The 24,197-nt window shown below is 46.7% G+C and carries 26 protein-coding genes; 6 read left to right on the top strand and 20 right to left on the bottom strand.

Features of this window, described 5'->3' with window-relative positions:
- Positions 1 to 70 precede the first annotated feature (70 nt).
- The 14 genes from H8698_RS09995 to H8698_RS09930 all read right to left on the bottom strand — a co-directional run bounded on the left by H8698_RS09995 (position 71) and on the right by H8698_RS09930 (position 11,511).
- A complete protein-coding gene (locus tag H8698_RS09995; RefSeq protein ID WP_249313358.1) occupies positions 71 to 373 on the bottom strand; it encodes a L7Ae/L30e/S12e/Gadd45 family ribosomal protein in 303 nt (100 codons plus the stop codon).
- On the bottom strand, positions 374 to 637 hold the full coding sequence (locus H8698_RS09990) for a YlxR family protein (RefSeq protein ID WP_249313357.1): 264 nt from the start codon (positions 635 to 637) through the stop codon (positions 374 to 376).
- A gap of 3 nt (positions 638 to 640) precedes the next feature.
- Complete coding sequence (gene nusA / locus H8698_RS09985) at positions 641 to 1,669, bottom strand: transcription termination factor NusA (RefSeq protein WP_249313356.1); 1,029 nt, start codon at positions 1,667 to 1,669, stop codon at positions 641 to 643.
- A 23-nt stretch (positions 1,670 to 1,692) separates the two neighbouring features.
- The gene (locus H8698_RS09980) at positions 1,693 to 2,154 is read right to left on the bottom strand and encodes a ribosome maturation factor RimP (RefSeq protein ID WP_249313354.1); all 462 of its coding nucleotides are present in this window, start codon (positions 2,152 to 2,154) and stop codon (positions 1,693 to 1,695) included.
- Positions 2,155 to 2,405: 251 nt separating this feature from the next.
- Positions 2,406 to 2,678 carry a zinc-ribbon domain containing protein gene (locus H8698_RS09975; protein WP_249313352.1) on the bottom strand — a complete coding sequence of 91 codons (273 nt, stop codon included), beginning with the start codon at positions 2,676 to 2,678 and terminating at the stop codon, positions 2,406 to 2,408.
- A gap of 71 nt (positions 2,679 to 2,749) precedes the next feature.
- Positions 2,750 to 3,367, bottom strand: coding sequence for an RNA polymerase sporulation sigma factor SigH (sigH, locus tag H8698_RS09970; protein WP_249313351.1), 618 nt, complete (start codon positions 3,365 to 3,367; stop codon positions 2,750 to 2,752).
- A gap of 129 nt (positions 3,368 to 3,496) precedes the next feature.
- The gene (locus H8698_RS09965; RefSeq protein WP_249313349.1) at positions 3,497 to 4,426 is read right to left on the bottom strand and encodes an RluA family pseudouridine synthase; all 930 of its coding nucleotides are present in this window, start codon (positions 4,424 to 4,426) and stop codon (positions 3,497 to 3,499) included.
- The gene (gene lspA, locus H8698_RS09960; RefSeq protein ID WP_249313347.1) at positions 4,407 to 4,886 is read right to left on the bottom strand and encodes a signal peptidase II; all 480 of its coding nucleotides are present in this window, start codon (positions 4,884 to 4,886) and stop codon (positions 4,407 to 4,409) included. Before lspA ends, H8698_RS09965 begins: the two co-directional genes overlap by 20 nt.
- A 4-nt stretch (positions 4,887 to 4,890) precedes the next feature.
- A complete protein-coding gene (gene ileS, locus H8698_RS09955; RefSeq protein ID WP_249313345.1) occupies positions 4,891 to 7,689 on the bottom strand; it encodes an isoleucine--tRNA ligase in 2,799 nt (932 codons plus the stop codon).
- Positions 7,690 to 7,744: 55 nt separating this feature from the next.
- On the bottom strand, positions 7,745 to 8,266 hold the full coding sequence (locus H8698_RS09950) for a DivIVA domain-containing protein (protein ID WP_249313343.1): 522 nt from the start codon (positions 8,264 to 8,266) through the stop codon (positions 7,745 to 7,747).
- A gap of 61 nt (positions 8,267 to 8,327) precedes the next feature.
- Entirely contained in the window at positions 8,328 to 9,089 is a 762-nt protein-coding gene (locus H8698_RS13430; protein WP_249313340.1) for a YlmH/Sll1252 family protein, read from the bottom strand.
- Between the two features lies 1 nt (position 9,090).
- Positions 9,091 to 9,516 (bottom strand): cell division protein SepF, encoded by a 426-nt coding sequence (locus tag H8698_RS09940; protein ID WP_177680252.1) that lies wholly within the window; start codon positions 9,514 to 9,516, stop codon positions 9,091 to 9,093.
- A 73-nt stretch (positions 9,517 to 9,589) separates the two neighbouring features.
- Positions 9,590 to 10,264, bottom strand: a complete 675-nt coding sequence (locus H8698_RS09935) for a YggS family pyridoxal phosphate-dependent enzyme (protein WP_283245431.1) — start codon at positions 10,262 to 10,264, stop codon at positions 9,590 to 9,592.
- A gap of 20 nt (positions 10,265 to 10,284) precedes the next feature.
- Entirely contained in the window at positions 10,285 to 11,511 is a 1,227-nt protein-coding gene (locus H8698_RS09930) for a biotin/lipoyl attachment domain-containing protein (RefSeq protein ID WP_177680250.1), read from the bottom strand.
- Positions 11,512 to 11,676: 165 nt separating this feature from the next.
- Between H8698_RS09930 and H8698_RS09925 the strand changes: the two genes are divergently transcribed.
- Positions 11,677 to 11,820, top strand: coding sequence for a hypothetical protein (locus tag H8698_RS09925; protein WP_249313338.1), 144 nt, complete (start codon positions 11,677 to 11,679; stop codon positions 11,818 to 11,820).
- Positions 11,821 to 11,881: 61 nt separating this feature from the next.
- Positions 11,882 to 12,817, top strand: a complete 936-nt coding sequence (locus H8698_RS09920; RefSeq protein ID WP_249313333.1) for an AEC family transporter — start codon at positions 11,882 to 11,884, stop codon at positions 12,815 to 12,817.
- Here H8698_RS09920 and H8698_RS09915 read toward each other — a convergent pair.
- Positions 12,795 to 14,297: an amidohydrolase gene (locus tag H8698_RS09915; RefSeq protein WP_249313331.1), complete on the bottom strand. Its 1,503-nt coding sequence runs from the start codon at positions 14,295 to 14,297 to the stop codon at positions 12,795 to 12,797. The genes H8698_RS09920 and H8698_RS09915 overlap by 23 nt on opposite strands.
- 69 nt (positions 14,298 to 14,366) lie before the next feature.
- Positions 14,367 to 15,587: a 6-phosphofructokinase gene (locus tag H8698_RS09910; RefSeq protein ID WP_283245446.1), complete on the bottom strand. Its 1,221-nt coding sequence runs from the start codon at positions 15,585 to 15,587 to the stop codon at positions 14,367 to 14,369.
- A 169-nt stretch (positions 15,588 to 15,756) separates the two neighbouring features.
- Here H8698_RS09910 and H8698_RS09905 point away from each other — a divergent pair, with 169 nt between their 5' ends.
- The 4 genes from H8698_RS09905 to H8698_RS09890 are packed head-to-tail and all read left to right on the top strand — an operon-like array spanning position 15,757 to position 19,297.
- On the top strand, positions 15,757 to 16,734 hold the full coding sequence (locus H8698_RS09905; RefSeq protein WP_249313327.1) for a type I phosphomannose isomerase catalytic subunit: 978 nt from the start codon (positions 15,757 to 15,759) through the stop codon (positions 16,732 to 16,734).
- A gap of 34 nt (positions 16,735 to 16,768) precedes the next feature.
- Positions 16,769 to 17,698 carry a hypothetical protein gene (locus tag H8698_RS09900; RefSeq protein WP_249313325.1) on the top strand — a complete coding sequence of 310 codons (930 nt, stop codon included), beginning with the start codon at positions 16,769 to 16,771 and terminating at the stop codon, positions 17,696 to 17,698.
- Positions 17,688 to 18,284 carry an XTP/dITP diphosphatase gene (locus H8698_RS09895; protein ID WP_249313323.1) on the top strand — a complete coding sequence of 199 codons (597 nt, stop codon included), beginning with the start codon at positions 17,688 to 17,690 and terminating at the stop codon, positions 18,282 to 18,284. Before H8698_RS09900 ends, H8698_RS09895 begins: the two co-directional genes overlap by 11 nt.
- The gene (locus H8698_RS09890) at positions 18,281 to 19,297 is read left to right on the top strand and encodes a DUF3048 domain-containing protein (protein WP_249313321.1); all 1,017 of its coding nucleotides are present in this window, start codon (positions 18,281 to 18,283) and stop codon (positions 19,295 to 19,297) included. The genes H8698_RS09895 and H8698_RS09890 overlap by 4 nt, the downstream gene beginning before the upstream one ends.
- A 41-nt stretch (positions 19,298 to 19,338) precedes the next feature.
- Here H8698_RS09890 and H8698_RS09885 read toward each other — a convergent pair whose 3' ends face one another.
- The 4 genes from H8698_RS09885 to uxuA all read right to left on the bottom strand — a co-directional run bounded on the left by H8698_RS09885 (position 19,339) and on the right by uxuA (position 24,187).
- Complete coding sequence (locus H8698_RS09885; protein ID WP_249313320.1) at positions 19,339 to 20,739, bottom strand: alanine/glycine:cation symporter family protein; 1,401 nt, start codon at positions 20,737 to 20,739, stop codon at positions 19,339 to 19,341.
- 130 nt (positions 20,740 to 20,869) lie between these two features.
- Positions 20,870 to 21,721, bottom strand: coding sequence for an SDR family oxidoreductase (locus H8698_RS09880; RefSeq protein ID WP_177678758.1), 852 nt, complete (start codon positions 21,719 to 21,721; stop codon positions 20,870 to 20,872).
- Between the two features lie 13 nt (positions 21,722 to 21,734).
- Positions 21,735 to 23,135, bottom strand: coding sequence for a glucuronate isomerase (gene uxaC, locus H8698_RS09875; protein ID WP_249313319.1), 1,401 nt, complete (start codon positions 23,133 to 23,135; stop codon positions 21,735 to 21,737).
- An 11-nt stretch (positions 23,136 to 23,146) separates the two neighbouring features.
- Complete coding sequence (gene uxuA, locus H8698_RS09870) at positions 23,147 to 24,187, bottom strand: mannonate dehydratase (protein ID WP_249313318.1); 1,041 nt, start codon at positions 24,185 to 24,187, stop codon at positions 23,147 to 23,149.
- Positions 24,188 to 24,197 lie beyond the last annotated feature (10 nt).

Below are 24,197 nucleotides of genomic sequence, written 5' to 3'. Positions count from 1 at the left end.
CCACCTCCGAAATTTCTATCCTTCAAGCCGGCAATCCGCCGGCATCTTACACAAATATCCAAAAATTTATTTAAATTTGTTCCAATATTTTTAAAAGTCCATTTGAAAAGCCCTCGTCCGTCAGGCAGATTACACTTTTGTTCTGGGCCCCGGTAAAGTGCCCCAGCTCTGCTTTGCTACCAAACACCACGGCCTTGCAGCCAAACACATCACATGCCCTACTGATCCGCGCCTTAGCTTTTTCCGACGTATCGGCGGCAATCACCGTCAGGTGCGCCTTTCCCTCTTTTAAGGCTTTCATTGTCAAATATTCGCCCGCTTTCACCTTTCCGGCCTTTTGGGCAAGGCTGATAAAATTTAATCCTTTATTCATTTACGCCTTCCCCTCCCGAGCGTCTGCCAGCGCCGCATAAACGCCTTCCGGTACTTTTTGCCGAAACGCCCTGTCCAGAGGCCGTTTTTTTAACAAAGCCGGATCGTTTAAACACGCGGGGCAGATATAAGCGCCCCTGCCCTCTTTTTTATGCGTGCTGTCCACAAAAAAGCCCTCTTTTGTTTTCACAATCCTGCAATAGTTTTGTTTTTCGTCTTTCCTGCGGCAGCAAATACATTCTCTTATGGGTATGTGCTTCCCCATATGCTATTCCTCCGGCTTAATGTCAATTTTCCAGCCTGTCAGCTTTGCGGCCAATCTAGCGTTTTGCCCTTCCTTGCCAATGGCCAGGGATAACTGTCCGCTGGGAACTAACACTTTAGCGCTGTGCTCTTCTTCGTTCACTTCACAGCTCACCACGTCAGATGGGCTTAAAGCCGCCGAGATAAACTGCGCCGGGTCTTCGCTGAATTTAATAATGTCAATTTTCTCGCCGCCCAGCTCGTCACAGATTACCTGCACCCGGGAGCCGCGCGGGCCAACGCACGCGCCGACAGCGTCTACATTTTCGTCCTGGGAATAAACTGAGATTTTAGACCGCGAACCGGCTTCCCTTGAAATGGACTTTATTTCAACAACGCCGCCACCGCATTCGGGCACTTCCTGTTCAAACAACTTTTTCACAAGCCCCGGATGGGTTCTGGACAAAATAATCTGCGGGTTGTTTCCAGCCAGCTTCACTTCGGCAACATAAAACTTCATTCTTGTTCCGGGTGTGTAATGCTCGCCGGCAATCTGCTCATTGCCTGGCAAAATTGCCTCTGTGTCGCCGCCAATTTGCACCGAAATATATTTTCCTTCATTTTTCGTAATCAGGCCTGTCACCATAGAGTTTTCCCTGTCACGGTAAATTGTAAACACCTTGTCGCGCTCTGCTTCTTTAATTCTCTGCACAACCACCTGTTTTGCCGTCTGCGCCGCAATCCGGCCAAAGGATTTTGGCGTAACCTCAAAATTAACAATGTCGCCAATGCTGTATCCTCCGTGCAATGCTGCCGCTTCCTCCACAGAAACCTCTAAATTGGGGTCTTCCACTGTTTCGGACACGGTTTTCTGCTGATACACCTTAATTTCACCGGTTTCTTTGTCTATGTTCACAACAACGTTCTGCGCGTGTCCATAATTCTTTTTATACGCGGTAATCAGCGCAAACTCGATGGTTTCCAGCAAAGAGTCCTTGCTGATATTCTTATCCTCCGCAATCTCTGCGAGCGCGGTCATAAATTCCTGATTCATTTTTTCTAATTCCTCCAAACAGTTTAAAACTCAATGCTAAGCCTGATTGATGATATTTTATCCAAAGGAAGCGTTTTTGCTTCGCCGTCTATTTGAAATGTGACTGTTTTCCCGTCAAAACCATTCAGCGCTGCGGTAAATTCCTTCGTCCCGTCCACAGGCGCAAACAGTTTCACGTCGACATTTTTACCCATGCATTTTTCAAAGTGCGTTTTATATTTAATCGCACGGTCAAGCCCCGCGGAAGACACCTCTAAAAGATAGGCCTGGGGAATGGGGTCTTTTTCATCCAGCACCGCCTCCAATGCGCGGCTTACAGTTTCACAGTCGTCTAAGCAAATGCCGCCAGCCTTGTCGAGATAAACCCGCAGCACGTGATTCGGCCCCTCTTTTTGAAACTCAATGTCCCAAATTTCTACGTCTGCTTCTGCCGCAATGGGCTCCAAATATTTTAACACCTGCGATTCAATTTTATTAAAAGCCAATTTTAACTTTCACCTCTTTTGCGTCCGTCAAACCGGACTGAAACAAAATATACGGATACAATACGAAAGAGTGGGAACATACGCCCACTCTTTCTAACCACAATATCCACATATACATTATAACAAATGCAGTCTTAAAATGCAAGTACTTTTCTTAACATTTTTTCCTAAAACTTAAATAATATGTAACTTGACGTTCCTTCGTACAGCTTACGATACAAATGTACGAAAACATTGCGGTTTTTGCCCGATTATTGTTTGTGCTTTGCGAAACATTCGCTGCAGTAAACCGGACGGTCTTCTTTTGGCTCAAAAGGCACCTGTGCCTCCGCGCCGCAATCAGCACAAATAGCAGTATGCATTTCTCTGTTCTGTCTGATGCTGTTCTTTCTTGCAACTCTGCAATCTTTGCAGCGGCTGGGTTCGTTTTCAAAACCCTTTTCAGCGTAAAATTCCTGTTCGCCTGCTGTGAATACGAATTCAGCACCGCAATCCTTGCATACTAATGTTTTGTCTTCGTACATGGAAAATCCCTCACTTTGAAAAATAAAATTATTTATTGCAGCAAAATTGCTTACAATCGTTTTTTTAACCCTTATTCTCCGGCAATATATTTTTCTATTTTTTTCTTAATGCGCGTCAGCGCGTTGTCTACAGCTTTTGGCTCTTTGTTTAAATACGCTGCAATCTCTTTATACGATACGCCGCTCAAATAAAAGCCCAGGACTTTATTTTCAAAGTCGCTTAACAGCTTGCTGATTTCAAACTCCATGCCTCGGGCATTTTCTTTCTCAATCATAATGCTTTCCGGATTGATATTCTGTGAATCGATAAATCTGTCATAAACATTGTCTTCCACGGTGCCGTTGTCTGTCCCGTGGATAGATATGTAATGATTCAGCGGATTGTTTTTTTTGCGCGTGGAGGTCTTAACTGCCGTAATCATTTGCCGGACAATACAAACCTCGGCAAATGTTTTAAAGTTTGCACGTTTTCCGCCGTCAAACGATTTAACCGCCTTATAAAGGCCAATCAGCCCCTCCTGAATCAGGTCTTCCCGTTCTGCGCCCGCCAAAAAATATGGGCCGGAACGTTTTTTCACAAATTCTGTGTATTTACTGACAATATGCTCCATTGCGCTGGTGTCTCCCGCCTGTGCAAGCGACACAACCTGTTCATCTGAAAATTCTTTAAATTCTACATTCTTTGCCAAAGTTTTTCTCAATCCCATCATTTCAGACAGTAAACACACTTTACATATACATAATGTAATTATATTCCAATATACAATTTTAGTCAAGATATTTTTTTAAATTCCAAAAAACTTTAGTTAAAATCACCATTACAGGGCTTGTAATTTGTCTAATATGCACAGAAAATAGTCCGGCAACGCGCTGGTAAATTCAACATATTTACCTGTCGCAGGATGAATGAATCCCAATTTTTGTGCATGAAGCAGCTGGCCGCAAAGCCCTGCGGATTTGGCGATCCGGTCTTCTTTTAAACCATAAACAGGGTCGCCGACAATATGCTTGCCGATGCTTTTTAAGTGCACGCGGATTTGGTGTGTGCGCCCCGTTTCCAACCGGCACCCCAACAGCGTATAGCCTTGGTAGCGCTGTTTTACAGAAAAGTGCGTCACAGCGTCCCGGCCGTCCTTTAAAACGGATGCGCCGGCAATCATGCGCTTTCTGTCTTTCGTGTCCCGGCCAATGGGCTTGTCCACCGTAAGCTCGTCCCAGTTTGTGCCGCCATGAATCAGACAGATATACTCCCGCGTCACGGTGTGGGCCTTAATCTGCTCCGCCAAAGAAAGGTGCGCTGCATTTGTTTTGGCCACCACCAAAATGCCGCTGGTGTCCTTGTCTATTCTGTGCACAATGCCGGGCCGAATCACGCCGTTCATGGCAGACAGATTCCCTTTCGTGTGGAACATCAGCGCGTTTACCAGCGTACCGTCAAAATTTCCTGCCGCCGGATGCACTACCATGCCCTGAGGCTTGTTCACCACAATGATGTCTTCGTCCTCATAAACAATATCCAGCGGAATATTTTGCGGTTCGGCATTTACAACACGAGGCTCGGGCATTTCTACCCGGACCTCGTCTGATTCCTTTATTTTATAGTTTTTCGCGGCAATTTTTTCGTTTACCGCAACACAGCCGTTCTCCAACAGCTTTTGCGCCGCCGAGCGTGTAAAGCCTGCGCGTTCTGACAAAAACACGTCGAGCCGCTTTCCGCAGTCCACCGCCTCAGCCTTTATTCTGTCCATCGGCCTGCTCCTTTTTGTCACTGAAAAATATCACATATACGGCAAAAATAACCGCGCCGATTGTCACAAAACAGTCTGCAATGTTAAAAATCGGAAAGTGAATCAGCCGGAAATCAAAAAAGTCAATCACATAGCCCAGCCTCACCCGGTCAATCAGGTTTCCAACCGCGCCGCCAACCATAAAGGTCAGCGCTGTCATCAAAAGTGCGTTTTTCGGACGCTTCACCGCCACATATACAACTGCAGCGGCAATTACCAAAAAGGTCAGCACCGACAAAATCCAGGTATAGTCAGCAAAAATACCAAAACCAGCTCCCGGGTTTTCACAATAGGTCAAGTGAAACACGTTATTAATGAGCGGAACAGTGCCGGTTTGCATTAACTTTTCCGTCGCAACGGCTTTTATAATCTGGTCAAAGGCCGTGATGAGTATTACTCCTGCAAAAAAGGGTATGAGCAACGGATTAGTCCTCCTTCAAAACGCTCGCGCACCGTGCGCAAAGAGTTGGATGGTCGTGGAACTGTCCAACGGTTTTGCTGAACATCCAGCACCGTTCGCATTTTTCGCCTTCCGCCTGGGTGACACGCACCTGAATTCCTGTTTCTCCTGTGTGCGTACCGCCGTTTGCTTCGCTGACCGGTTTCACCGATACATCGGACACGATGAAGTAAGTTACCAAGTCGTCTTTCATACCGGACAAAAGGTCGTAAAGTGCGCCGTCTGCAAAAATTTCCACGTCTGCGCCCAGCGAATGGCCGATTACTTTTGCCGCTCTTGCATTTTCTAAAGCTTTGGAAACGTCTGCTTTTACTGCAAGAATTTGATCCCACTTTGCTTCAAACGCCTCGTCATAAAGCTCCGGCGTTGGTTTTGGCATATCGTTTAATAAGACAAATTCCTGATTCTCTTTGTCGGTATGCGGCATAAACGACCAAATTTCCTCAGCAGTGTAAGCCAGCACAGGCGCTAACAGCTTAACTAACGCATCTAAAATCTTATACATTGTCGTCTGTGCCGCACGGCGTGCTGGGCTGTTTGCTTTCTGCGTGTAAAGTCTGTCTTTAATGACGTCTAAATAGAAATTGCTCATGTCCACAATGCAGAAATTATGAATTGCGTGCTGCACAATGTGGAACTCATAGGCTCTGTAAGCTGCCAGCACTTTTTCCGTCAGCTTGGAAAGACGAATCAGCGCCCATTTGTCAATTTCCTGTAAATCGGAAAATTCCATCATATCTGTGTTGGGGTTAAAATCGTGGATATTTCCCAGAATATATCTTGCCGTATTTCTGATTTTACGGTAGGACTCAGACAGCTGTTTTAAAATGCCGTCAGAAATGCGCATGTCGGTTTTATAGTCCGCCGAAACAACCCACAGCCTTAATAAATCAGCGCCGTATTTTTCGATAATGTCCTGGGGGCTGATGCCGTTGCCTTTTGATTTTGACATTTTGTCGCCGCTGTCGTCCACAATCATGCCGTGGGTAATAACCGTTTTATAAGGCGCAACGCCTCTTGCGGCAATGGATGTTAAAAGTGACGACTGGAACCAGCCGCGGTATTGGTCGTTGCCCTCTAAGTAGAGGTCTGCCGGGAACCGAAGGCCGGGCTTCACATCTAATACACCTGCATGGCTGGAGCCGGAATCGAACCATACGTCCATAATGTCTTGCTCTTTGGTAAACTCCGTGCACCCGCAAGCTGGGCACTTTGTACCCTCAGGTAAAATATCTTTCGCGTCGGTTTCATACCAGGCGGTGGAACCCTTTTCGCGGAACAAATTTGCCACTGCCTGAATGGATTCTTCCGTAATCAGTTCTTTTCCACATTCCTTACAGTAGAAAATCGGAATTGGAACGCCCCACGTCCGCTGTCGTGAAATGCACCAGTCTGTTCTGTCCAGCACCATTCCCGTAATGCGGTCTTCGCCCCATTTGGGAATCCACTGCACCTTTTTAATTGCCTCAACTGCGTCATCTTTAATGTCGTCAACCGAAGCGAACCACTGCTCTGTTGCGCGGAACACGATGGGCTGGTGACATCTCCAGCAATGGGGATATTGGTGAATGATTTCTTCTATTGCATAAAGCGCGTTTATCTCTTTTAACTTCTCAATGATTTTTGCATTGGATTTTTCGTAGTATAAGCCCTTAAACTCGCCTGCAAGCTCGTTTAAATAGCCCTTTCCGTCCACCGGGACGATGATGGGAATATCCTTATAGTTTCTGCAGGCAACATAGTCCTCCGCGCCGTGGCCGGGAGCTGTATGAACGCAGCCGGTGCCGGCATCCAATGTCACATGGTCGCCGTTAATCACTAACGATTCCCTGTCTAAAAACGGGTGCGCACAGCGGATAAGCTCTAATTCCTTGCCGGTGTAGACTGCAACCTCCTCATACTTGGTTATGGAACCTGCCTGCATAACAGTATCAACAAGCTCCTTGGCAATTACATAATATTCGCCATTTGCTTTTACTAAGCTATATGAAAAGTCTGGGTTTAAGGCAATTGCCACGTTGCCCGGCAAGGTCCAGGTTGTGGTGGTCCAAATCACAAAATAAATGTCGTTTTTATCAATTCCGGTGTTTTGGAACACACCATTGTCATCGGTTACACGAAATTTTACATAAATGGAGTTTGTTTTGTCCTCCTGATATTCGATTTCCGCTTCCGCCAGAGCTGTTTCACAGTCTGTGCACCAATAAATTGGCTTTAAGCCTTTATAGATATAGCCGCGTTTGGCCATTTCTCCAAAAATTTCAATCTGTTTTGCTTCAAATTTGGGGTCTAAGGTGATATAAGAATTGTCCCAGTCGCCCAAAGCGCCCAAACGCTTAATTTGGGTTTTCTGGTTTTCAACCTGTTTTAAGGCAAAGTCACGGCAAATGTCACGGAATTTCACAACACCGGCCTCGTGCCGGTTCACGCCGAGCATTTTAATAACCTGCCGTTCAATGGGCAGGCCGTGGGTGTCCCAGCCGTGAATGTAAGGCGCTTTATAGCCGTCCATGTTTTTAAACCTGGTAATAACGTCTTTCAGCGTTTTATTTAAAGCGTGACCCATATGCATGTCGCCGTTGGCATAAGGAGGGCCGTCGTGCAAAATGAAAAGCGGTTTCCCCTCGTTGCTGTCCATCAGCTTTTCATACATGTCCTCATCCTGCCACTTTTTTAATGTCTCCGGCTCCCGCTGCGGCAGATTGGCACGCATGGGAAAGTCCGTCTGCGGCAAGTTCAGCGTCTTGCCGTAATCCTCTGCCATAATATCTCTCCTAACTGTTTATGTTAAATAGTGTATATCAAAAGAATGAAATAAATTACTGCTCTGTTACTTTTTTTGTTTCTTCTTGATTTTGCTCATGTTTAACCTTTTCAATGCGTTTTGTATGTTCCTTTTCCTCTGGAAGTTCGTCGAGCATTTGAACAAACGTGTTTAACACCGTCCGAAGCTTAGCACGAAGCAAGCTGGAACGGCCCTCAATTTCGGCGCACTCGCGGTTTAACGCCTGAATACGCCCGTCCATATCGTTTAAAAGCTCCTGTGCGCGAACCTTTGCGTCTTTCACAATATTGTCCGCCTGCTCGTGGGCATTGCGAATAATCTCGTCGCTGGTTCTCTGGGCTGAAATGATTGCGCTGCGCATGGTTTCTTCCATGCCCTTATAGTTTTCAACCGCATCGTTTAAAATTGCGTTTTTGTCTTTTAAGCTGGCGTTTTCGCGGTAAATTCTCCCATAGTCTTTCACCAGTTCACCCAAAAATGCCTCAACTTCCTCCATGTCATAGCCACGAAAGCTCTTTTTAAACTCTTTGTTTTCCAAATCCACAGGCGTAATCATAAGCTTTCAAAACCTTTCTGCCCACAAAATTTTAAAATTGCTTACCGCGGGCGGATAAACGTTAAATATATTTTTTCAGTTCCACAGCCAGCCTGCCCTTTTTCGTTTCGCCACAGATGTTCTCCAGCACGAATCTACCGTGATGGCGAACAGAAATCACGTCGCCTACGCAAAGCTTTTTCGACGTGTCCGCAGTCTGCACAAAATTCACACTGACGTTTCCGCCCAGAATACTGTCCTGAGCCTCGCTGCGCGAAAGGTTTGCCGCAGCGCCGACAACCGCGTCGAGCCTGGCTGATGCAACGACGCATCTTACTATCTGAAACGCGTGCTCCAGCGAAAGGGAAACCTCCTCCGGGCAGAGGGAAACCTCAACTTTTTTCCGGCCCACGGTTTTTAAGTGGTAAAGCAAAAAATCGCGCACCTGGCTGTCGCTCATAATAACCGCCTTGTCCCCGTCAACAAAAATATCTCCTGTCATTTCGCGTTTTATCCCCAGCCCTAAAACCGAGCCTAAAATGTCCCGGTGGGAAAGCCCTGAAACCCCAGTAAGCAAAATGGGGCTGATAGGGAACGCGCGCTCGTCGGGTTCTAAAAAATCGGGGAAAAATCCAATCTGTACCCGCTCGCAGTCCGACGCGCCGCCAAACGCTAAAATATGAATAAATGGCGACGGTTTAAAACGTAACTTGAATACAGCCAGATCATGAGGGCTTACAAAACGAGAAAAACGAACACTCTTGTACTTCAGTACAGACTGCTCGAAATCCTCACACCGTTTTAGCCACTCATTATCCGCTGTAACTGTGTTTTCGTTCTTCACTTTAATTTACGAAAGGAAACCCTTTGATGTTGTCCTGATAATTCCCCGTCACTTCCACGTTAGCAGGCGTAATCAGGAAAATTCTGTTGGATACGTTTTGAATCCGTCCGGCAACGCCGTAAACAGCGCCGGATAAAAAGTCAACCACTCTGCGGGTTGTGTCGTTGTCCAGCTTTTCCAAGTTGGCAACAACGGGCTTTTTGTTTTTGAGATGGTCTGCCGCGTCTTTCGCGTCGTCAAAATTCTGGAACTGGATGACTACGACTCTGGAAGGCGCGCCGCCGGAAATGGAAGACACCTTTGCCTTTCTGCCCAAAGGCATAGCAGGCTCAACTGCTTCATCCATATCTGTTTCCGTGTCGAAAAATTCTTCGTCGTCCTCCTCCGCAATTCCTATCCACTTCAGCATTTTGTTCATTGCACTCATAAAACATCCTCCTATGTAACTATTTTCTGGTTTTCTGCGTTTGTTGTATATATTCTAAGTGGTGTAAACGAAGTTATTGAAACAGCGCACTGCCAATGCGCACTATGGTGGCTCCCTCTAAAATGGCTTCGCGGAAGTCGCCGCTCATGCCCATAGACAATTGCCCCATATTTATATTATCGTATTTTTTGCCCCGTATGTCAACAGATAATTTATGTAAACCGTAAAAAAACTTTCTGCAGTCGTCGGGATGGTCGGTTTTCGGCGCCATGGTCATCAGTCCGCAAACCTGAATATTTTTCAGCTGCGAAAGGCTTTCCATGAGCGGGAATGCGTCCTCCGGCTGAATGCCGAACTTGCTTTCCTCCCCGGAAACGTTCACCTGAACTAAAATATTGGCTGTTCTGCCTGCCATCTGAAAACGACGGTCAATTTCTTCTGCCAGCTTTAAGCTGTCTACCGAATGAATCATGGAAACCTTGTCGGCTATGTATTTCACTTTGTTGGTCTGCAAATGCCCAATGAGGTGCCAGGCAGGTTCGTCTTTTAACGTTTCATATTTATCCAAAAGGCTTTGCACCCGATTTTCGCCAAGATTTGTAACCCCAGCGTCTATCAGTTCTTTTGCCTGAACCGCCGTAACGGTTTTTGTCACGCCAACCAGGGTAATATCCTCCGGTTTTCTGCCGCTTGTTGCCGCTGCCCGGGCAATTTCCTCCATTACGCGCTTAACATTGTCTTGTATCAATTTCTGTTTTAACCTCCAAATCACTGTGAAACAATTACTCTGCCGTCGTAATATTCCGGGGCGGACGTTACCACCTCGTCATAAGACTTAATGGGTTTTTCACTGCTTGCAGCGGAAACAACCGCTTCTTCCTCTGTGCTGTAAACAATATTAACTGGAATGAATTTCATCACAGCGCCCCGCTTGATGAACAGCCCCACTGCATTGTCCACCGTGTGCAGATATTCAACTTTTACTTTATAGCCCGTAACACTCTTTTTCACAAAATCCACATTTACAACACGTTTTGCCAAAAGCCCGTCAACATATGTACTGCATTCGGCCACAACGGTTCTTTCGTTCTTTTCGTTTTTATCGGATACATGCCGAACCGTAGCCGGACAGTCGCTGGCGGAAAAGTCTGAAAACCGCACCTTTACGCTGTCGCCCACCTGAATGTCGCCGGCTAAGGAATCGGCAACGTTCACTGCAACATAATAGGAATAGTTGTTTACAATTTTATAAGTGTAATTGCTGCCGTCCTGACGGGTGATTTCTCCGTTTTTGTCCCGGTTAATCACTTCTTTTACGGTGTTTGGCGTTAATGTTGAAATTGCATCCGGCGTAAGTGTTTCTTCAAACCCGTCGCTGCCCTCAATAAAAATGCCGGGAGAGGAGGCAACCACCACGTTTTCGATTTTGCCAAGCTGCGATTCCAACACCGATTTTTCAGCCTGAAGCTGAACCAAATCGTTGGAAAATCCTTTCTTTTCTCCCTTTGCAACGGCCTTTTGATCCGCTAACGTACTGATGCGGTATTTATATTCGGAAATGGACTCTAAATCGTGTTCTGTCACTTTTACAATCACCTGGTCCACAGTGTCCGCTATTTCGCTTTCAATCTTTGTCGCGTCGTTAATGAAAACCGAATCGCCTGCATTACTGTCTTTCATGGCGTTAATTTTTTTATTCACATCGGCAAGCTGCGTTTTCACGCTTTCATCCGTCGTCCCGCCGTAAACTGTGGCAATCAGCTGGCCGTTTGACACCCGCTGGCCGTTTCTCACCGAAACCTCTGCAGCGCCGCCGATGGAAACCGAATTTACGCTTTCAGATTTCACCAAAACGCCCAAACCAGAACTGCTTTCTTCAATTTTATCCGTCTGGAGCATTTCCACGGTGATGCGTGTTTGAAAAAAGCCTCTCACAACGTAACACACCACCAACACGGCAAACAGCACGACAGGTATGATCCATTTGTTCTTCATAATTTTTCTCCTGTGTGTTGAACCTACAATTTCACAAATTTGTAACAATTTTATTTATAATATCATACTTTTTCAGATTTTGCAACGGATAAACGCAAAAAAATTAATTATTTTGTAAAAATATTTTGAAAAAATCATACATTGATATTGAGAGGAGTGAAATTTATGGGGAAATTCAGCTTGTGCGAACTGCTGCGGATTATAGACGAAATAGAGTTTAAAGAGCTCCGGCCCATTCTGGACAAAAAGTGCGGCCCCTGCAAACAAAAAAAACCGAAAAAAGAATGTAAACCGCCGAAATGCCGTTGACGCAAAGCGGTTTTCGGTATATAATAAACGCAGTTAAATTTTACATAGGAGCAATGAATAAATGGAATTAATGGTTTACACGGCAAACGCCGTTCTGCCTGTTTTTGTTGTTATTTTTGTTGGGCTTTTGCTAAACAGGTTAAACTTTTTCAGCGAAAAAACAAAAAATGAAATTGTAAAGCTGGTGTTTTATGTAGGCACTCCGTGCCTCATTTTTCACAACATATCCACGTCGGACATTCACCAAAGCTTCGACGGCAAATTTTTTCTTTTCACACTGGCGCTGATTTTGGTGCTGATTGGCGTGGTCATTGCCATGTGCTTTTTTATTCAGGACAAAAAGAAAAAGGGCGCGGTCATTCAGCTGGCCTATCGCTCCAATTTCGCCATCGCGGGCATGCCCATTGCCGTCAACCTGTTGGACGGAGCCGGCGTGACTTTAACCGCCGTTACTCTGTCGTTCGTAATCATTTTGTATAATGTTTCGGCGGTTATCATTTTGTCGTACTACGGCGTAGAGAAAAAAAGCCCCGGCGCAGTGATTCTGGGAATTTTAAAAAACCCCTTAATTATCGGCACCGCGTTAGGACTTTTATTTGCTGTGTTTCAAATTCCCGTATTCCCCATTGCAGAAAAAAGCATTAAGACCTTAGGCGACATCGCCTCCTGCATGGGGCTCATCATCATCGGCGCTTCCATCACCCTCCGTGGATTTCAGGAGGACAAGGCCTATATTTTGTTTGCGTCTTTTCTGCGAAATCTGTTCGCGCCGGCGTTTGTGTTAATTACCGCGGCCCTGTTTGGCTGGCGGGGAAACCACCTCATGGTGCTGGCCATTATGAGCGCCTCCCCTGCTGCGGTGAACTGCTTTGCCATGGCAAAGCAGATGGGCGTTTCAGCTGAAATCAGCGCCTACGGCATTTCCATCAGTTCGGTTTTAAGCGTGTTCAGTATTTTTATTTCCGTTTATCTCATTAAATTTTTTGGTCTCGCTTAAAAACGGTTTTGCCGTCCTTAATGGTTTCTAAAACTAAAATATCCTTTACGCACTCCCGCTGAATTTTCAGCGGGTTTTGGCTGACAATAATCAGGTCAGCCTTCTTGCCCTCCCGAATGCTTCCTTTGTCGTTTTCTTCAAAGCATTGATATGCTGCATTTTTCGTCACGGCCAAAAGCGCGTCGTAAACGGAAATGCGCTCTTTCTCTGAAAGGGCCGCGCCGTCTTTTGTTTTCCTCGCAGCCGCACAATAAATGGTTTCGAACATATCCGGGCGAATCACCGGTGCGTCCTGGTGAAGTGTAAACCGCACGCCGCACCGCTCTGCCGTTCCGCAGGGACTGATGCGCCCCGCCCTTTTTGCCCCTAAATTTTTCATGTGAATATCACCGAAATAGTATGTGTGCGCCACAAAAAAAGAAAGCAAAATGTCTTTGCCGGCAATCCGTTCAATTTCTGCATTTGAAATGGTCTGGGCGTGAATCACCACCGGGCGCGGAGGCATGCGCTTTAGTTCTAAAAGCGCGTCAATAAACTGTTTTGCTGCCATATCACCATTTGCGTGGGCAATCACCTGCAAATTATCCCGGGAGCAGGTTTCAAGATGAGCACGCAACGCCTCGTCGTCCATTGCACGAAATCCTGTTCCGCCGCCAACATACGGCTCTTTCATCCATGCGGTTTTCGTTTGGGGCGAGCCGTCTAAAAACAGCTTCGCACCGCACATCTTAACGTGATTTTTATACTGCTGCCAAATTTGTGCCAGTTCTTCTTTTGCTTTGTTCAAATCCCGCGCATCGGCATATACAACAATATCGGCGCAAAACAAATTTTCTTTCACAGCCTCGTTATAAAACGAAAACAGCTCTTGCGGCACGCATGCATCCTGAATGGTGCAAATCCCATAGGAAAAATATTCGTTTTCAGCTTTCCGGTACGCCTCTTTCAGCTTTTCATAGCCCGGCATGGGGATTTGTTTTTCCGCCTCATACAGCGCGGTTTCCTCCAAATAACCGTCTTTTGAATCAATTCCCAAAAGATGCAGCGCACAGGAGGAAAAAATTCCGAAATGCTTGGACTTTCCGCTGACGAACACAGGATTTTTACACACCTCGTCTAAATCGATTTTCAAAAGCGTGCCGGAATATCCAAACGCCAAAATCCATTCGTCAGGGCCAATGCGGTTTTTTTCAATGTAAGCAGACAAAGCCTTTTTCACCTCATCTGCACTTTGGCAGGTTTCCAAATTGAGCTGCAAGGTCCCGTTTGCCACGGCAGAGATATGGCTGTGAGAGTCTACAAACGCCGGCATCAGGGTTTTCCCCGCCAAATCGCAGTCAACAACATTCTCCGGCGCAAGACGCCTTGCCTCCTCCTCGCTGCCAACAAATGCAATTCTGCCGTCTAAGGTGAGTACCGCCTCTGGATATGCCCCGTGCTCCATTGTTAAAATATCGCCGTTTCTATAAAGTACGTTCATGATTTCCTCCACAGTTTCGTTTTGCCTATTTTTCCCCAAAAAACCAAAATATATCCAAAAAAAGGAAGCTTACGCTTCCTTTTCTAACACCAACATTTTCGGCAGTCCGTTTTCAAATTCCACCGGAACTTCACCGGCAATCAACGGCGCGGCATATTGAATAAAGTCTTCTGTTACGTCGTTTCCCCGCTCGCTGATAAAATGGCGGGGCACCGTTTTCTCTTGATTTGCAGCCGCAGCAATATCCACCGCCACACATTCAGACCGATAAGGCGCATTTGACATTCTGGCAATGGCGGTCATAATGCCCGTTTTGCCCTTAAGCGCCAGCTCCACCGCACTGCTGCCTACCTGAAACGATTCTGATATGTCGGTTTTGCTGAGCAAGTGCCCTGCGCAGCGCTGAGAAACGTTTAGCTCAATGCCCCGGGCCTTAAATCCAAACTTTTTCCGAACAAACCCTTCTAAAACGCGGGCTGTTCCGCCCAGATATTTGTGCCCGAACACGTCTACAATGCCGTTGGATACCGCCTCGCAGACATATTTTCCGTCTTTCGTGCGGGCACCTTCCGAAATGGCCACCACAATATTTTTCTTATTTTTAGATATTTTTGCAATGTCGTCGTAAAACTGACTGAAATGAAACGTATGCTCCGGCAAATAAATTAAATCCGGCCCAAGACCCTTATACCGGGCAAGAGCAGACGCGCCTGTGAGCCAGCCGGCATTTCTGCCCATAATTTCAATCACGGTCACGGAATTCACGTTATAAACAGCAGAGTCGGCCGAAATTTCGCGGACGGTAGACGCAATATATTTTGCGGCGCTGCCAAATCCCGGCGTGTGGTCGGTACCCGGCAGGTCGTTGTCAATGGTTTTGGGAACGCCCACAAACCGGATATCCTTCCCCTTTTTCAATGCAAAAGCGGAAAGCTTTAACACCGTGTCCATAGAGTCGTTTCCGCCTATGTAAAAGAAATATCGAATTTGATACTTTTCCAGCACGTCGAATATCCTGTCGTAAATCGGGCTGTCCTCCTCCGGCAGTTTAAACCTGCAGGAGCCTAAAAATGACGCCGGCGTTTTAGAAAGCAACGACAGCTTATCTTCATCACTGCCCAAACTGCTCAGGTCGACAATCCGTTCTTCCATCATGCCGCTGATGCCGTTTAACATGCCGAAAATCTTCCCGATTTTTTCCGATTCGCATGTTTTTTTAATTACGCCGGCCAGGCTGGCGTTAATGGCCGCAGTGGGCCCGCCGGACTGCCCGACAATTGCATTGTACATTTCATTCACAGCAAATTTTCCCCTTACAATTTTTTGCCGCAAAATTTGGCGGCTTTTTTATTATTTTATACGAAATGCGCGAAAAACACAATAGAATTTGAAATATTATTTACATTTTTTTAATTGTGTGGTAAAATGAAATAGGAAATTCCACAAAAGGAGTCTTAACATGATCAAACCATTTCGGCTTAGTCCCGCATTTAAAGACTACATATGGGGCGGAAGCAAGCTAAAATCTGCTTATTTTAAAGATACACCATTTGATAAAACAGCAGAAAGCTGGGAGCTTTCCTGCCATAAAAACGGGGAAAGTACAGTGGTCGGCGGCGAATTTCACGGGCAAACCTTATCCGCTGTAATTTCTGAATTTCAGGAAAACGGAATTGATATTGTCGGAAAAAACGCTGCGCAGTTCGACCGTTTTCCAGTTTTAATTAAGCTCATTGACGCAAAGGCCGACCTTTCTGTTCAGGTTCATCCGGACGACACCTATGCCATGAAACACGAAAACGGCAGCTACGGAAAAACCGAGGTGTGGTATGTAGTGGAGGCGGAGCCAGGCGCAAAACTGGTTTATGGCTTAAATCAGGACATGACAAAAGAAGCTTTTTTATCCGCGGTGCAAAACAACACCTTAACGGAATATTTAAACTTTGTTCCGGCAAAACCGGGCGATGTGTTTTTTGTGAAATCCGGCACCATTCACGCCATTGGGGCGGGACTTTTCATCTGCGAAATCCAGCAGAATTCCGACACCACCTATCGGGTTTACGACTGGGGCCGCACAGGAGCAGACGGAAAACCCCGTGAGCTCCATGTGGAAAAGGCGGCCGATGTTTCCTGCCTGGCAAAGGAAATAAAAACAGACTTTACGCCTAAACTTTTATCTCAAAAGAACGGCGTGGAAATTTATGAGGTGGCGTCTTGTAAATACTTCACTGCAAAAAAATATACGTCTCATGCAGAAGTAACCTTAAAAACCACGCAAAACTCATTTTCAAGCGTCACATTCCTGTCCGGCGAAGGCACTATTCAAGCCGGCGGCGAAAGGTTCCCCTTCCGCAAAGGCGACACCTTTTTCTTCGCCGCACAGGAGGCGGAAATTTTGGTTTCAGGCGCATGTGCGTTTTTAGAAACGACGGTATAATATATTTTTTATATATCTTAAGGAGGATTTTTAAATGGGAAAAGTTACAACCAATGTTACAGAGTACAAAAATTTTGGCAAATGTTTAGAAATTGCAAATGGCATCGTTAAGCTGCTTGTGACAATTGACGTTGGCCCCCGCGTGATCAACTATTCATTCATAGACGGGGAAAACATGATGTTTGAAGATGTAAACAAGGATTTCAGCGAATCTGGCCCGGCCTTTGACAAATTCGGCGGCGGCACCTGGTATATCTATGGCGGACACAGGCTTTGGACCAGCCCTGAGGGCATGCCCAAAAGCTATTATCCTGACAACGAGCCCGTGCCCTATGAACTGATTGAAAACGGTGCGGTGTTTAAGCCTGCGGCTCAGACCTGGAACCAATATCAGTTTGAAATTGCTATTACCTTAGACCCGGATTCCAGCAAGGTGAGCCTGACGCACAAAATCACCAACTGCGCCGCCTGGGACGTTAAGCTTGCCCCCTGGACGCTGACGGTTTTATCTCCCGGCGGGTTTGAAATTGTGGCCCAGCCCACGAAAGACACAGGCCTTTTAGGCAACCGTTTAATGGCGCTTTGGCCCTATACCAACATGATGGACGACCGCGTTACCTGGGGCAACAAATACATTGGCTTAGAGCAAAAGAGCGGCCATCCGGACAAATTTAAAGTGGGAATTAACAGCGAGCACGGCTTTGCCATGTATTTTAACCACGGCGACCTGTTCATCAAACAATATGCCCCCATTGAAAACGGGTGTTATCCTGACGGCGGCATGTCCTTTGAAACCTTTACCAACGCGCTGTTTTTAGAAATGGAAACCCTGGGCGAAATCTCCTCTATTGCCCCCGGCGCCTCCGTTACCCACAACGAGTGCTGGTCGCTGTTTCAAGAAGCGCGCCCGGAAGGATATTGCGAAAAAACAATCGACGCATTGGTAGAAAAATATGTTAAATAAGCTGTTAGTTGCTACAGGCAACCAGGGAAAGCTCAAAGAAATCCGTGAAATTCTAAGCGACATTGAAGTACTGGGCCTGTCTGATGCAGGCATTGAATGTGACGTAGAAGAAACCGGAACAACCTTTGCAGAGAATGCATATATTAAAGCCTTTGAGATTTCTAAACGCACGGGGCTGCCTGTTTTGGCAGACGACTCCGGACTGGAAGTGGAAGCGCTCGGCGGCCGCCCCGGGGTTTATTCCGCCCGGTTTGCCGGCGAGCACGCCACAGACGACGAAAACGTAAAAAAACTGCTCGCGGAACTAAAAGACGTTCCAAAAGATAAGCGCGGGGCGCGGTTTGCATGCGCGATGTGCCTTATTTTTCCCGGCGGCAGAAAAATTGAAACTTTCGGCACGAGCTGTCCGGGAATCATTGTTGACAGAAAACGCGGCGAAAACGGCTTTGGCTACGACCCGGTCTTTTTCGCCCCGGAATATGGCAAGACTTTTTCAGAGATGACGATGGAGGAAAAGAACAAGGTAAGTCACAGAAAGGCGGCGCTGACTGCCCTTTCTGAAAAACTAAAAGGAGAACGCTTATGAAAAAAAGAATACTTCTGCTGGCCCTTGCCGCTATGATGCTGGTTTCCTCCTGCGGGAAGCCAAAAGACAACCCCGACGCACAAAATAATCTCTATGCTGTTGAACCGGAGGAAGAGGTAGACCCGTTTTATGCTGAAATGAAAGAAAAAGAACATGTGCGTCCCATCGCCGTTATGATTGATAACGACAGCGAAAAAGCCCGCCCCCAAATTGGGCTGGAAAATTCATATCTGGTATATGAAATTGTGGTGGAGGGACAGTCCACCCGCTTTATGGCTTTGTTTAAAGACTATGGCCTGGAAAAAATCGGCCCCGTCCGCTCTTCGCGCCATTACTTTTTAGACTATGCAATGGAAAACGGCGCAGTCTACGGCCATGCGGGCTGGAGCCCCAAAGCCGCAAAGGACATTTCTGCTCTGGGCATTCAAAATATAAACGGCGTTTTAGGCGATGGCTCCTGCTTCTGGCGGGACAACACCTACGACAAAACGTGGCATAACCTCTACACCAGCACGGTGAAGCTTTCAGATTATGCAAAAAACAAAAAGGGATATAGCTTGGAAACAGATAACAAAATTCCCGACTATAACAAGGTTGACACGGTGCCGGAGGGCGGCGAAGAAATTACAAAGGTCGCGATTCCCTACGCCAAGTTTTATAAGCTGAATTATGTGTATGACGAAACAGCAAAGCGCTATGTCCGCTATGTGAACGGTAAGGAACACGTTTCCCAAACCGGCGAGGCGCTCAGTGCCAAAAACATTATTTTATACCAGCTTAAAAATACACCCCTGGCAGACGGGGAAAACAAAGACAGGCAGGATTTATCCAACCTCGGCAGCGGAACGGGATATTATTTGTCCGACGGGAAAATGGTGAAAATCAACTGGTCGAAACAATCCCGTGAGGCAAAAACCGTTTATACGTTAGAAGACGGCTCGCCCCTCATGTTAAACCCCGGCAACACATACATACAAATCGTGCCAATGTATGCAACACCCACATTTGAATGATAAAAAACAGAGCCTAAAGCAAATGCCTTAGGCTCTGTTTTTTATTTTATCTTTTTAAAATATTCTTTTGTTTCTTTAATGACAACGCCGCTTAAAACGGAAAGCGCAATTAAGTTGGGGAACGCCATCAGACCATTAAACACATCTGCAATGTTCCACACCAGCGAAACCGTCATGTAAGGGCCGATTAATATCGCCAAAAGGTAAATCCAGCGGTAAACCGAAACCGCTTTTTTGTTTCCGCCGGTTAAATATTCTAAGCACCGCTCGGAATAATAATCCCAGCCCAAAATTGTGGTGAATGCAAAAAACACCAAACAAATCATTAAAATAAACGAAGCCACAGAGGTTGCAAAGGGAAGCCCCTGCTGAAACGCCGCAGTGGTTACAGCAACGCCCTCCAACCCCTCAATTTTCCACGCGCCGGTTAAAACAATGGTCAGGCCCGTCATAGTGCAAATCACAATGGTGTCAATAAACGTTCCCGTCATAGAAACCAAACCTTGGCGCACAGGCTCTTTGGTCTTTGCCGCGGCAGCTGCAATGGGCGCGGAACCCAGGCCGGACTCGTTAGAAAAAATGCCCCGCGCAACGCCCTTTTGCATGGCAACAATCATGCTGCCCACAACACCTCCGGTAACGGCCCTGGGGTTAAAAGCGCCCTGAACGACCTGAACAAACGCATCGGGAATTGCTCTGTAATTGAGCACCAGCAAAATCAGGCAGAACACCACATAGGTAATGGCCATAAACGGCACAATCACTTGGGTAACGTTTGCAATGCGGCGGATTCCGCCGATGATAACCAGCGCCACACAAACGGTTAAAATCAAGCCCGCTATCACCACATACCAGGAATATTCTCTGCCAAACAGGCTCACCATGTAGCTGTTTGCCGGGTCGAAAAAGTTTTTCACCGCCGAGGTAATGCCGTTAATCTGCGTAAAGGTTCCGATACTGAACAGGCCCACGCAAACGCCGAAAAATGCAAACAGCTTGGCAAGCCACTTCCACCGTTTTCCCATGCCGCGCTCAATGTAGTAAAACGGGCCGCCTAAAACATGCCCATTTTCATCCACCGTGCGGTATTTAATTGCCAGCACGCCCTCGGCATATTTTGTCGCCATGCCGAAAAACGCGGCCATCCACATCCAGAAAAGCGCTCCTGGGCCGCCGGAGCACACTGCAGTCGCCACACCCACAATGTTTCCCGTTCCAATGGTAGCAGAAAGCGCCGTGCACAGCGCGCCAAAACTTGAAACCTCGCCGTCGCCGCCCTCCTCATTTTTCACCATGAACTTTAACGCTTTGGACAAATGACGTATTTGAAGCACGCCCAAACGAACGGTTAAATAAATTCCAACTGCCAGAATAAAAATAATCAGCGGCATGCCCCAAACAATGTCGTTGATTTTCAGAACAATTCGATTCAATGCATCCATGCTTGTTTTCTTCCCCATTTCTATCGATAATATTCAATAATATACCATATTATTTCCATTTTTGCAAGTATTTTTGACAAATAAATCACAAAAAAAGCCGGGAAGCAATTGCTTCCCGGCAAAAAGATGCTTAAACTCCGCTGTAGGCCGCAAACCCGCCGTCAACAGGAATAACAACACCGTTTACAAAGGACGCCGCCTCGTCAGACACCAAAAATAACAGTGTGCCGATCAGTTCCTCCGCTTCGCCGAACCTGCCCATAGGGGTTTGCGAAAGAATTTTTTCCGACCGGGGCGTCAGGCTCCCGTCGGGATTTTTCAAAAGCGCCCTGTTCTGGTCTGTTACAAAGAACCCCGGAGCAATGGCGTTCACGCGGATGCCCACTTTTGAAAAGTGCACCGCAAGCCACTGTGTAAAGTTTGACACAGCCGCTTTTGCGCCGCTGTAGGCCGGAATTTTGGTGAGCGGGCAAAACGCGTTCATGGAGGACACGTTTAGAATCACCGCGTCTTTTTTGCCGATTAAATCCTTGGCAAACACCTGAGTGGGAAGAAGCGTTCCCAAAAAGTTTAAGTTAAACACAAAGGATACGCCGTCGGGGTCTAAGTCGAAGAAGGATACCAAATCCTCTTTGTCCTCGTCGCCGATTTCGTAGTATTCTTTCGTGGTCGTACCCCGAGGGTTGTTGCCGCCGGCGCCGTTTAACAAAATGTCGCAGGTGCCGAACGCATTGTTCACTTGCTTTTTCGCTTCTTCTAAGCTTTCGCGGCTTAAAACATTTGCGCAGACGCCAATGGCTGTTCCGCCGTCTGCTTTAATTTCGTCGGCAACCGCGTCTGCCGCTTCTTTCCGAAGGTCTAAAATGGCAACCTTTGCCCCGCAGGAGGCCAGCGCCTTTGCGAACATGCCGCAAAGTACACCGCCGCCGCCTGTAACAACTGCGACCTTGCCCTTTAAGTCAATATCAAACGGTAATTTCATCATCAATCTTCCTTTACATTAAAAAATAGTTTTTCGCGTTGTTAAAGCAAACGTCTGCAATGAGTTTATCTAAAATTTCCCGGTCGTCGGCATACATGCCGTTTTCCACCCAGCCACCGATTAAATTGCAGAGAATTCTTCTGAAATATTCATGCCGGGGGTAGGACAAGAAGCTTCTCGAGTCTGTCAGCATACCCACAAAAGAGGCCAGCGCGCCAAGATTCCCCAAAGTTTTCATCTGATCTAACATACCGTCGATATGGTCGTTGAACCACCATGCCGAGCCGTGCTGAATTTTGCCTTTAATGCCGTCACCCTCAAAATTGCCCGCCATGGAAACCAGCAGAGAGTTGTCGATGGGGCTTAAGCTATACAAAATAGTTTTCGGAAGATTCCCGTCAATCAACAGCGTGTCCATAAAGCGAGACAATTTTTCCGCCAGGTTTACATTCAAAATGGAATCAAAACCCGTGTCGGGTCCTAACTTTTTAAACATGGGCGTGTTGTTGTTGCGGATTGCCGCTGCGTGAAGCTGCATTACCCAGCCGCGCGCAGCATACTCTTTTCCGCAGAACAGCATAACTGCCGTCTGATATTTTTCAGCTTCACAGTCGCTTACCGTTTCACCGCTGAGCGCCTTTTTAAAGATGGCGTCTACCTCGTTTTTATCCGCCTTTAAGAACGGAACGCTCACAATACCGTGATCGGAAATTCTGCTGCCGGCCTGATGGAAAAATTCAATTCGTGACCGAAGTGCGTCATACAGCCCGTCAATATCAGAAATTGTCGTGCCGCAAACCGCGCCCAGCTTTTCAATATATTCGGCAAATCCGTCCTTTTGAATGTTCACCGCCGGGTCGGGGCGGAACGTTGGTTTCACGGTTGTTTTAAAATTTTTGTCCTCCGCCAGAGCGAGGTGATATTTTAAATCACTGGTGGGGTCGTCGGTGGTGCCGATAAACGCCACGTTCGACTTTTCAATGAGCTTTCTTGCAGAAAAGTCGCCGCTTGCAATAATCGCGTTCGCTTTTTCCCAAATCTTAGGTGCAGTTTTCTCCGTCAACGTTTCATAAATGCCAAAATACCGCTGCAGTTCTAAGTGTGACCAGTGGTAAAGCGGGTTGCCCGCCGCAAACTGAATGGCCTTTGCATAGGCCAAAAACTTGTCGTAGTCTGAGGCGCTGCCTGTAATTTGCTCTTCCGGCACGCCCATCCAGCGCATAAAGCGCCACTTGTAGTGGTCGCCGCCCAGCCAAACCTCGGTGATGTTTTTAAACTGTTTATCTTCATAAATTTCTTCCGGGGACAAATGACAGTGATAGTCGTAAATCGGCAAATCCTTAGCTACTTCAAAAAACAGCTTTTTGGCCGTTTCTGTTTCCAGAAGAAAATTTTCGTCCATAAATTTTTTCATTGCGTTCTCCCTTACTTGTCTAATTTTTCAAGGGTTTCCCAGATACCGTTAATATAGGTCGCGCCCAGCGCTCTGTCATATAAGCCATAGCCCGGGCGGCCTGTTTCGCCCCAAATCATTCTGCCGTGGTCGGGACGCACGTATCCGGTAAATCCCGTGTCGTGATACGCTTTCATAATTTTTACAATGTCTAACGACCCGCAGGAGGAAAGGTGTGCAGACTCTTCAAAAGAGCCGTCCTCCGTGATTTTCACGTTCCGCACATGAGCAAAATGAATTCTGTCCGCAAACGAATAAATCATGTCCACCACGTCGTTCGACTCTGTTACCCCCAGCGAGCCGCTGCACAGCGTTAAGCCGTTATATTTGCTGTCATAAAGCTTTAAAAACCGCTCTAAGTTCTGCTTGCTGGTAATAATTCTCGGCAGGCCGAAAATGCTCCAGGGTGGGTCGTCCGGATGAATTGCCATTTTGATGTGCACTTCCTCGGCAACCTTAATCACCTTGTCTAAGAAATATTTTAAGTTGTTCCACATGTCCTCTTCCGTAATTTTGCTGTAGCTTTCCAAAAGCCGCGCCAAAGAGTCTTTTGTGTAGCTTGCGTCCCAGCCCGGGAGCGACAAATCGCCCTTTACCGGGTCCATATGCGCCACCTGGTCTTTATAGTAAACTAAGGCGTTGGAACCGTCTGGAAGCTCATGGGCCAGGTCGGAGCGCGTCCAGTCGAACACCGGCATAAAGTTATAGCACACACAGTCAATGCCGAATTTAGATAGGTTTTTCAGGGTTTGGCAGTAATTTTCAATATATCTGTCCCGGTCTCCCGTGCCCATTTTAATGTCCTCGTGTACCGGAACGCTTTCAATAACAGAAAGCTTTAGCCCTGCGCTTTCAACCTTTTCTTTTAATGCTTTAATTTTTTCCCCCGGCCAAACCTCGCCAACCGGAATATCATAAATGGCGGAAACAATTCCTGTCATGCCCGGAATCTGGCGGATTTTAGAAAGCGTTACCGGGTCATCGTCCCCATACCATCGAAAGGTCATCTGCATGTTTTTTCCT

Source organism: Congzhengia minquanensis, assembly GCF_014384785.1.
Lineage (GTDB): Bacteria > Bacillota > Clostridia > UBA1381 > UBA9506 > Congzhengia > Congzhengia minquanensis.
This window is presented reverse-complemented; position numbering and strand designations above follow the sequence as displayed.

Bases quoted from the DNA above. Each gene is read 5' to 3' on its own strand.
- H8698_RS09915 (WP_249313331.1), bottom strand. From the start codon at position 14,297: ATGAACGTACTTTATAGAAACGGCGATATTTTAACAATGGAGCACGGG.
- nusA (WP_249313356.1), bottom strand. From the start codon at position 1,669: ATGAATCAGGAATTTATGACCGCGCTCGCAGAGATTGCGGAGGATAAG.
- uxuA (WP_249313318.1), bottom strand. From the start codon at position 24,187: ATGCAGATGACCTTTCGATGGTATGGGGACGATGACCCGGTAACGCTT.
- H8698_RS09905 (WP_249313327.1), top strand. From the start codon at position 15,757: ATGATCAAACCATTTCGGCTTAGTCCCGCATTTAAAGACTACATATGG.
- H8698_RS09910 (WP_283245446.1), bottom strand. From the start codon at position 15,587: ATGTACAATGCAATTGTCGGGCAGTCCGGCGGGCCCACTGCGGCCATT.
- ileS (WP_249313345.1), bottom strand. From the start codon at position 7,689: ATGGCAGAGGATTACGGCAAGACGCTGAACTTGCCGCAGACGGACTTT.
- H8698_RS09990 (WP_249313357.1), bottom strand. From the start codon at position 637: ATGGGGAAGCACATACCCATAAGAGAATGTATTTGCTGCCGCAGGAAA.
- H8698_RS09975 (WP_249313352.1), bottom strand. From the start codon at position 2,678: ATGTACGAAGACAAAACATTAGTATGCAAGGATTGCGGTGCTGAATTC.
- H8698_RS09880 (WP_177678758.1), bottom strand. From the start codon at position 21,721: ATGAAATTACCGTTTGATATTGACTTAAAGGGCAAGGTCGCAGTTGTT.
- H8698_RS09890 (WP_249313321.1), top strand. From the start codon at position 18,281: ATGAAAAAAAGAATACTTCTGCTGGCCCTTGCCGCTATGATGCTGGTT.
- H8698_RS09925 (WP_249313338.1), top strand. From the start codon at position 11,677: ATGGGGAAATTCAGCTTGTGCGAACTGCTGCGGATTATAGACGAAATA.
- H8698_RS09965 (WP_249313349.1), bottom strand. From the start codon at position 4,426: ATGGACAGAATAAAGGCTGAGGCGGTGGACTGCGGAAAGCGGCTCGAC.
- H8698_RS09930 (WP_177680250.1), bottom strand. From the start codon at position 11,511: ATGAAGAACAAATGGATCATACCTGTCGTGCTGTTTGCCGTGTTGGTG.
- H8698_RS09940 (WP_177680252.1), bottom strand. From the start codon at position 9,516: ATGAGTGCAATGAACAAAATGCTGAAGTGGATAGGAATTGCGGAGGAG.
- H8698_RS09950 (WP_249313343.1), bottom strand. From the start codon at position 8,266: ATGATTACGCCTGTGGATTTGGAAAACAAAGAGTTTAAAAAGAGCTTT.
- H8698_RS09900 (WP_249313325.1), top strand. From the start codon at position 16,769: ATGGGAAAAGTTACAACCAATGTTACAGAGTACAAAAATTTTGGCAAA.
- uxaC (WP_249313319.1), bottom strand. From the start codon at position 23,135: ATGAAAAAATTTATGGACGAAAATTTTCTTCTGGAAACAGAAACGGCC.
- H8698_RS09885 (WP_249313320.1), bottom strand. From the start codon at position 20,739: ATGGATGCATTGAATCGAATTGTTCTGAAAATCAACGACATTGTTTGG.
- H8698_RS09895 (WP_249313323.1), top strand. From the start codon at position 17,688: ATGTTAAATAAGCTGTTAGTTGCTACAGGCAACCAGGGAAAGCTCAAA.
- H8698_RS09920 (WP_249313333.1), top strand. From the start codon at position 11,882: ATGGAATTAATGGTTTACACGGCAAACGCCGTTCTGCCTGTTTTTGTT.
- H8698_RS09995 (WP_249313358.1), bottom strand. From the start codon at position 373: ATGAATAAAGGATTAAATTTTATCAGCCTTGCCCAAAAGGCCGGAAAG.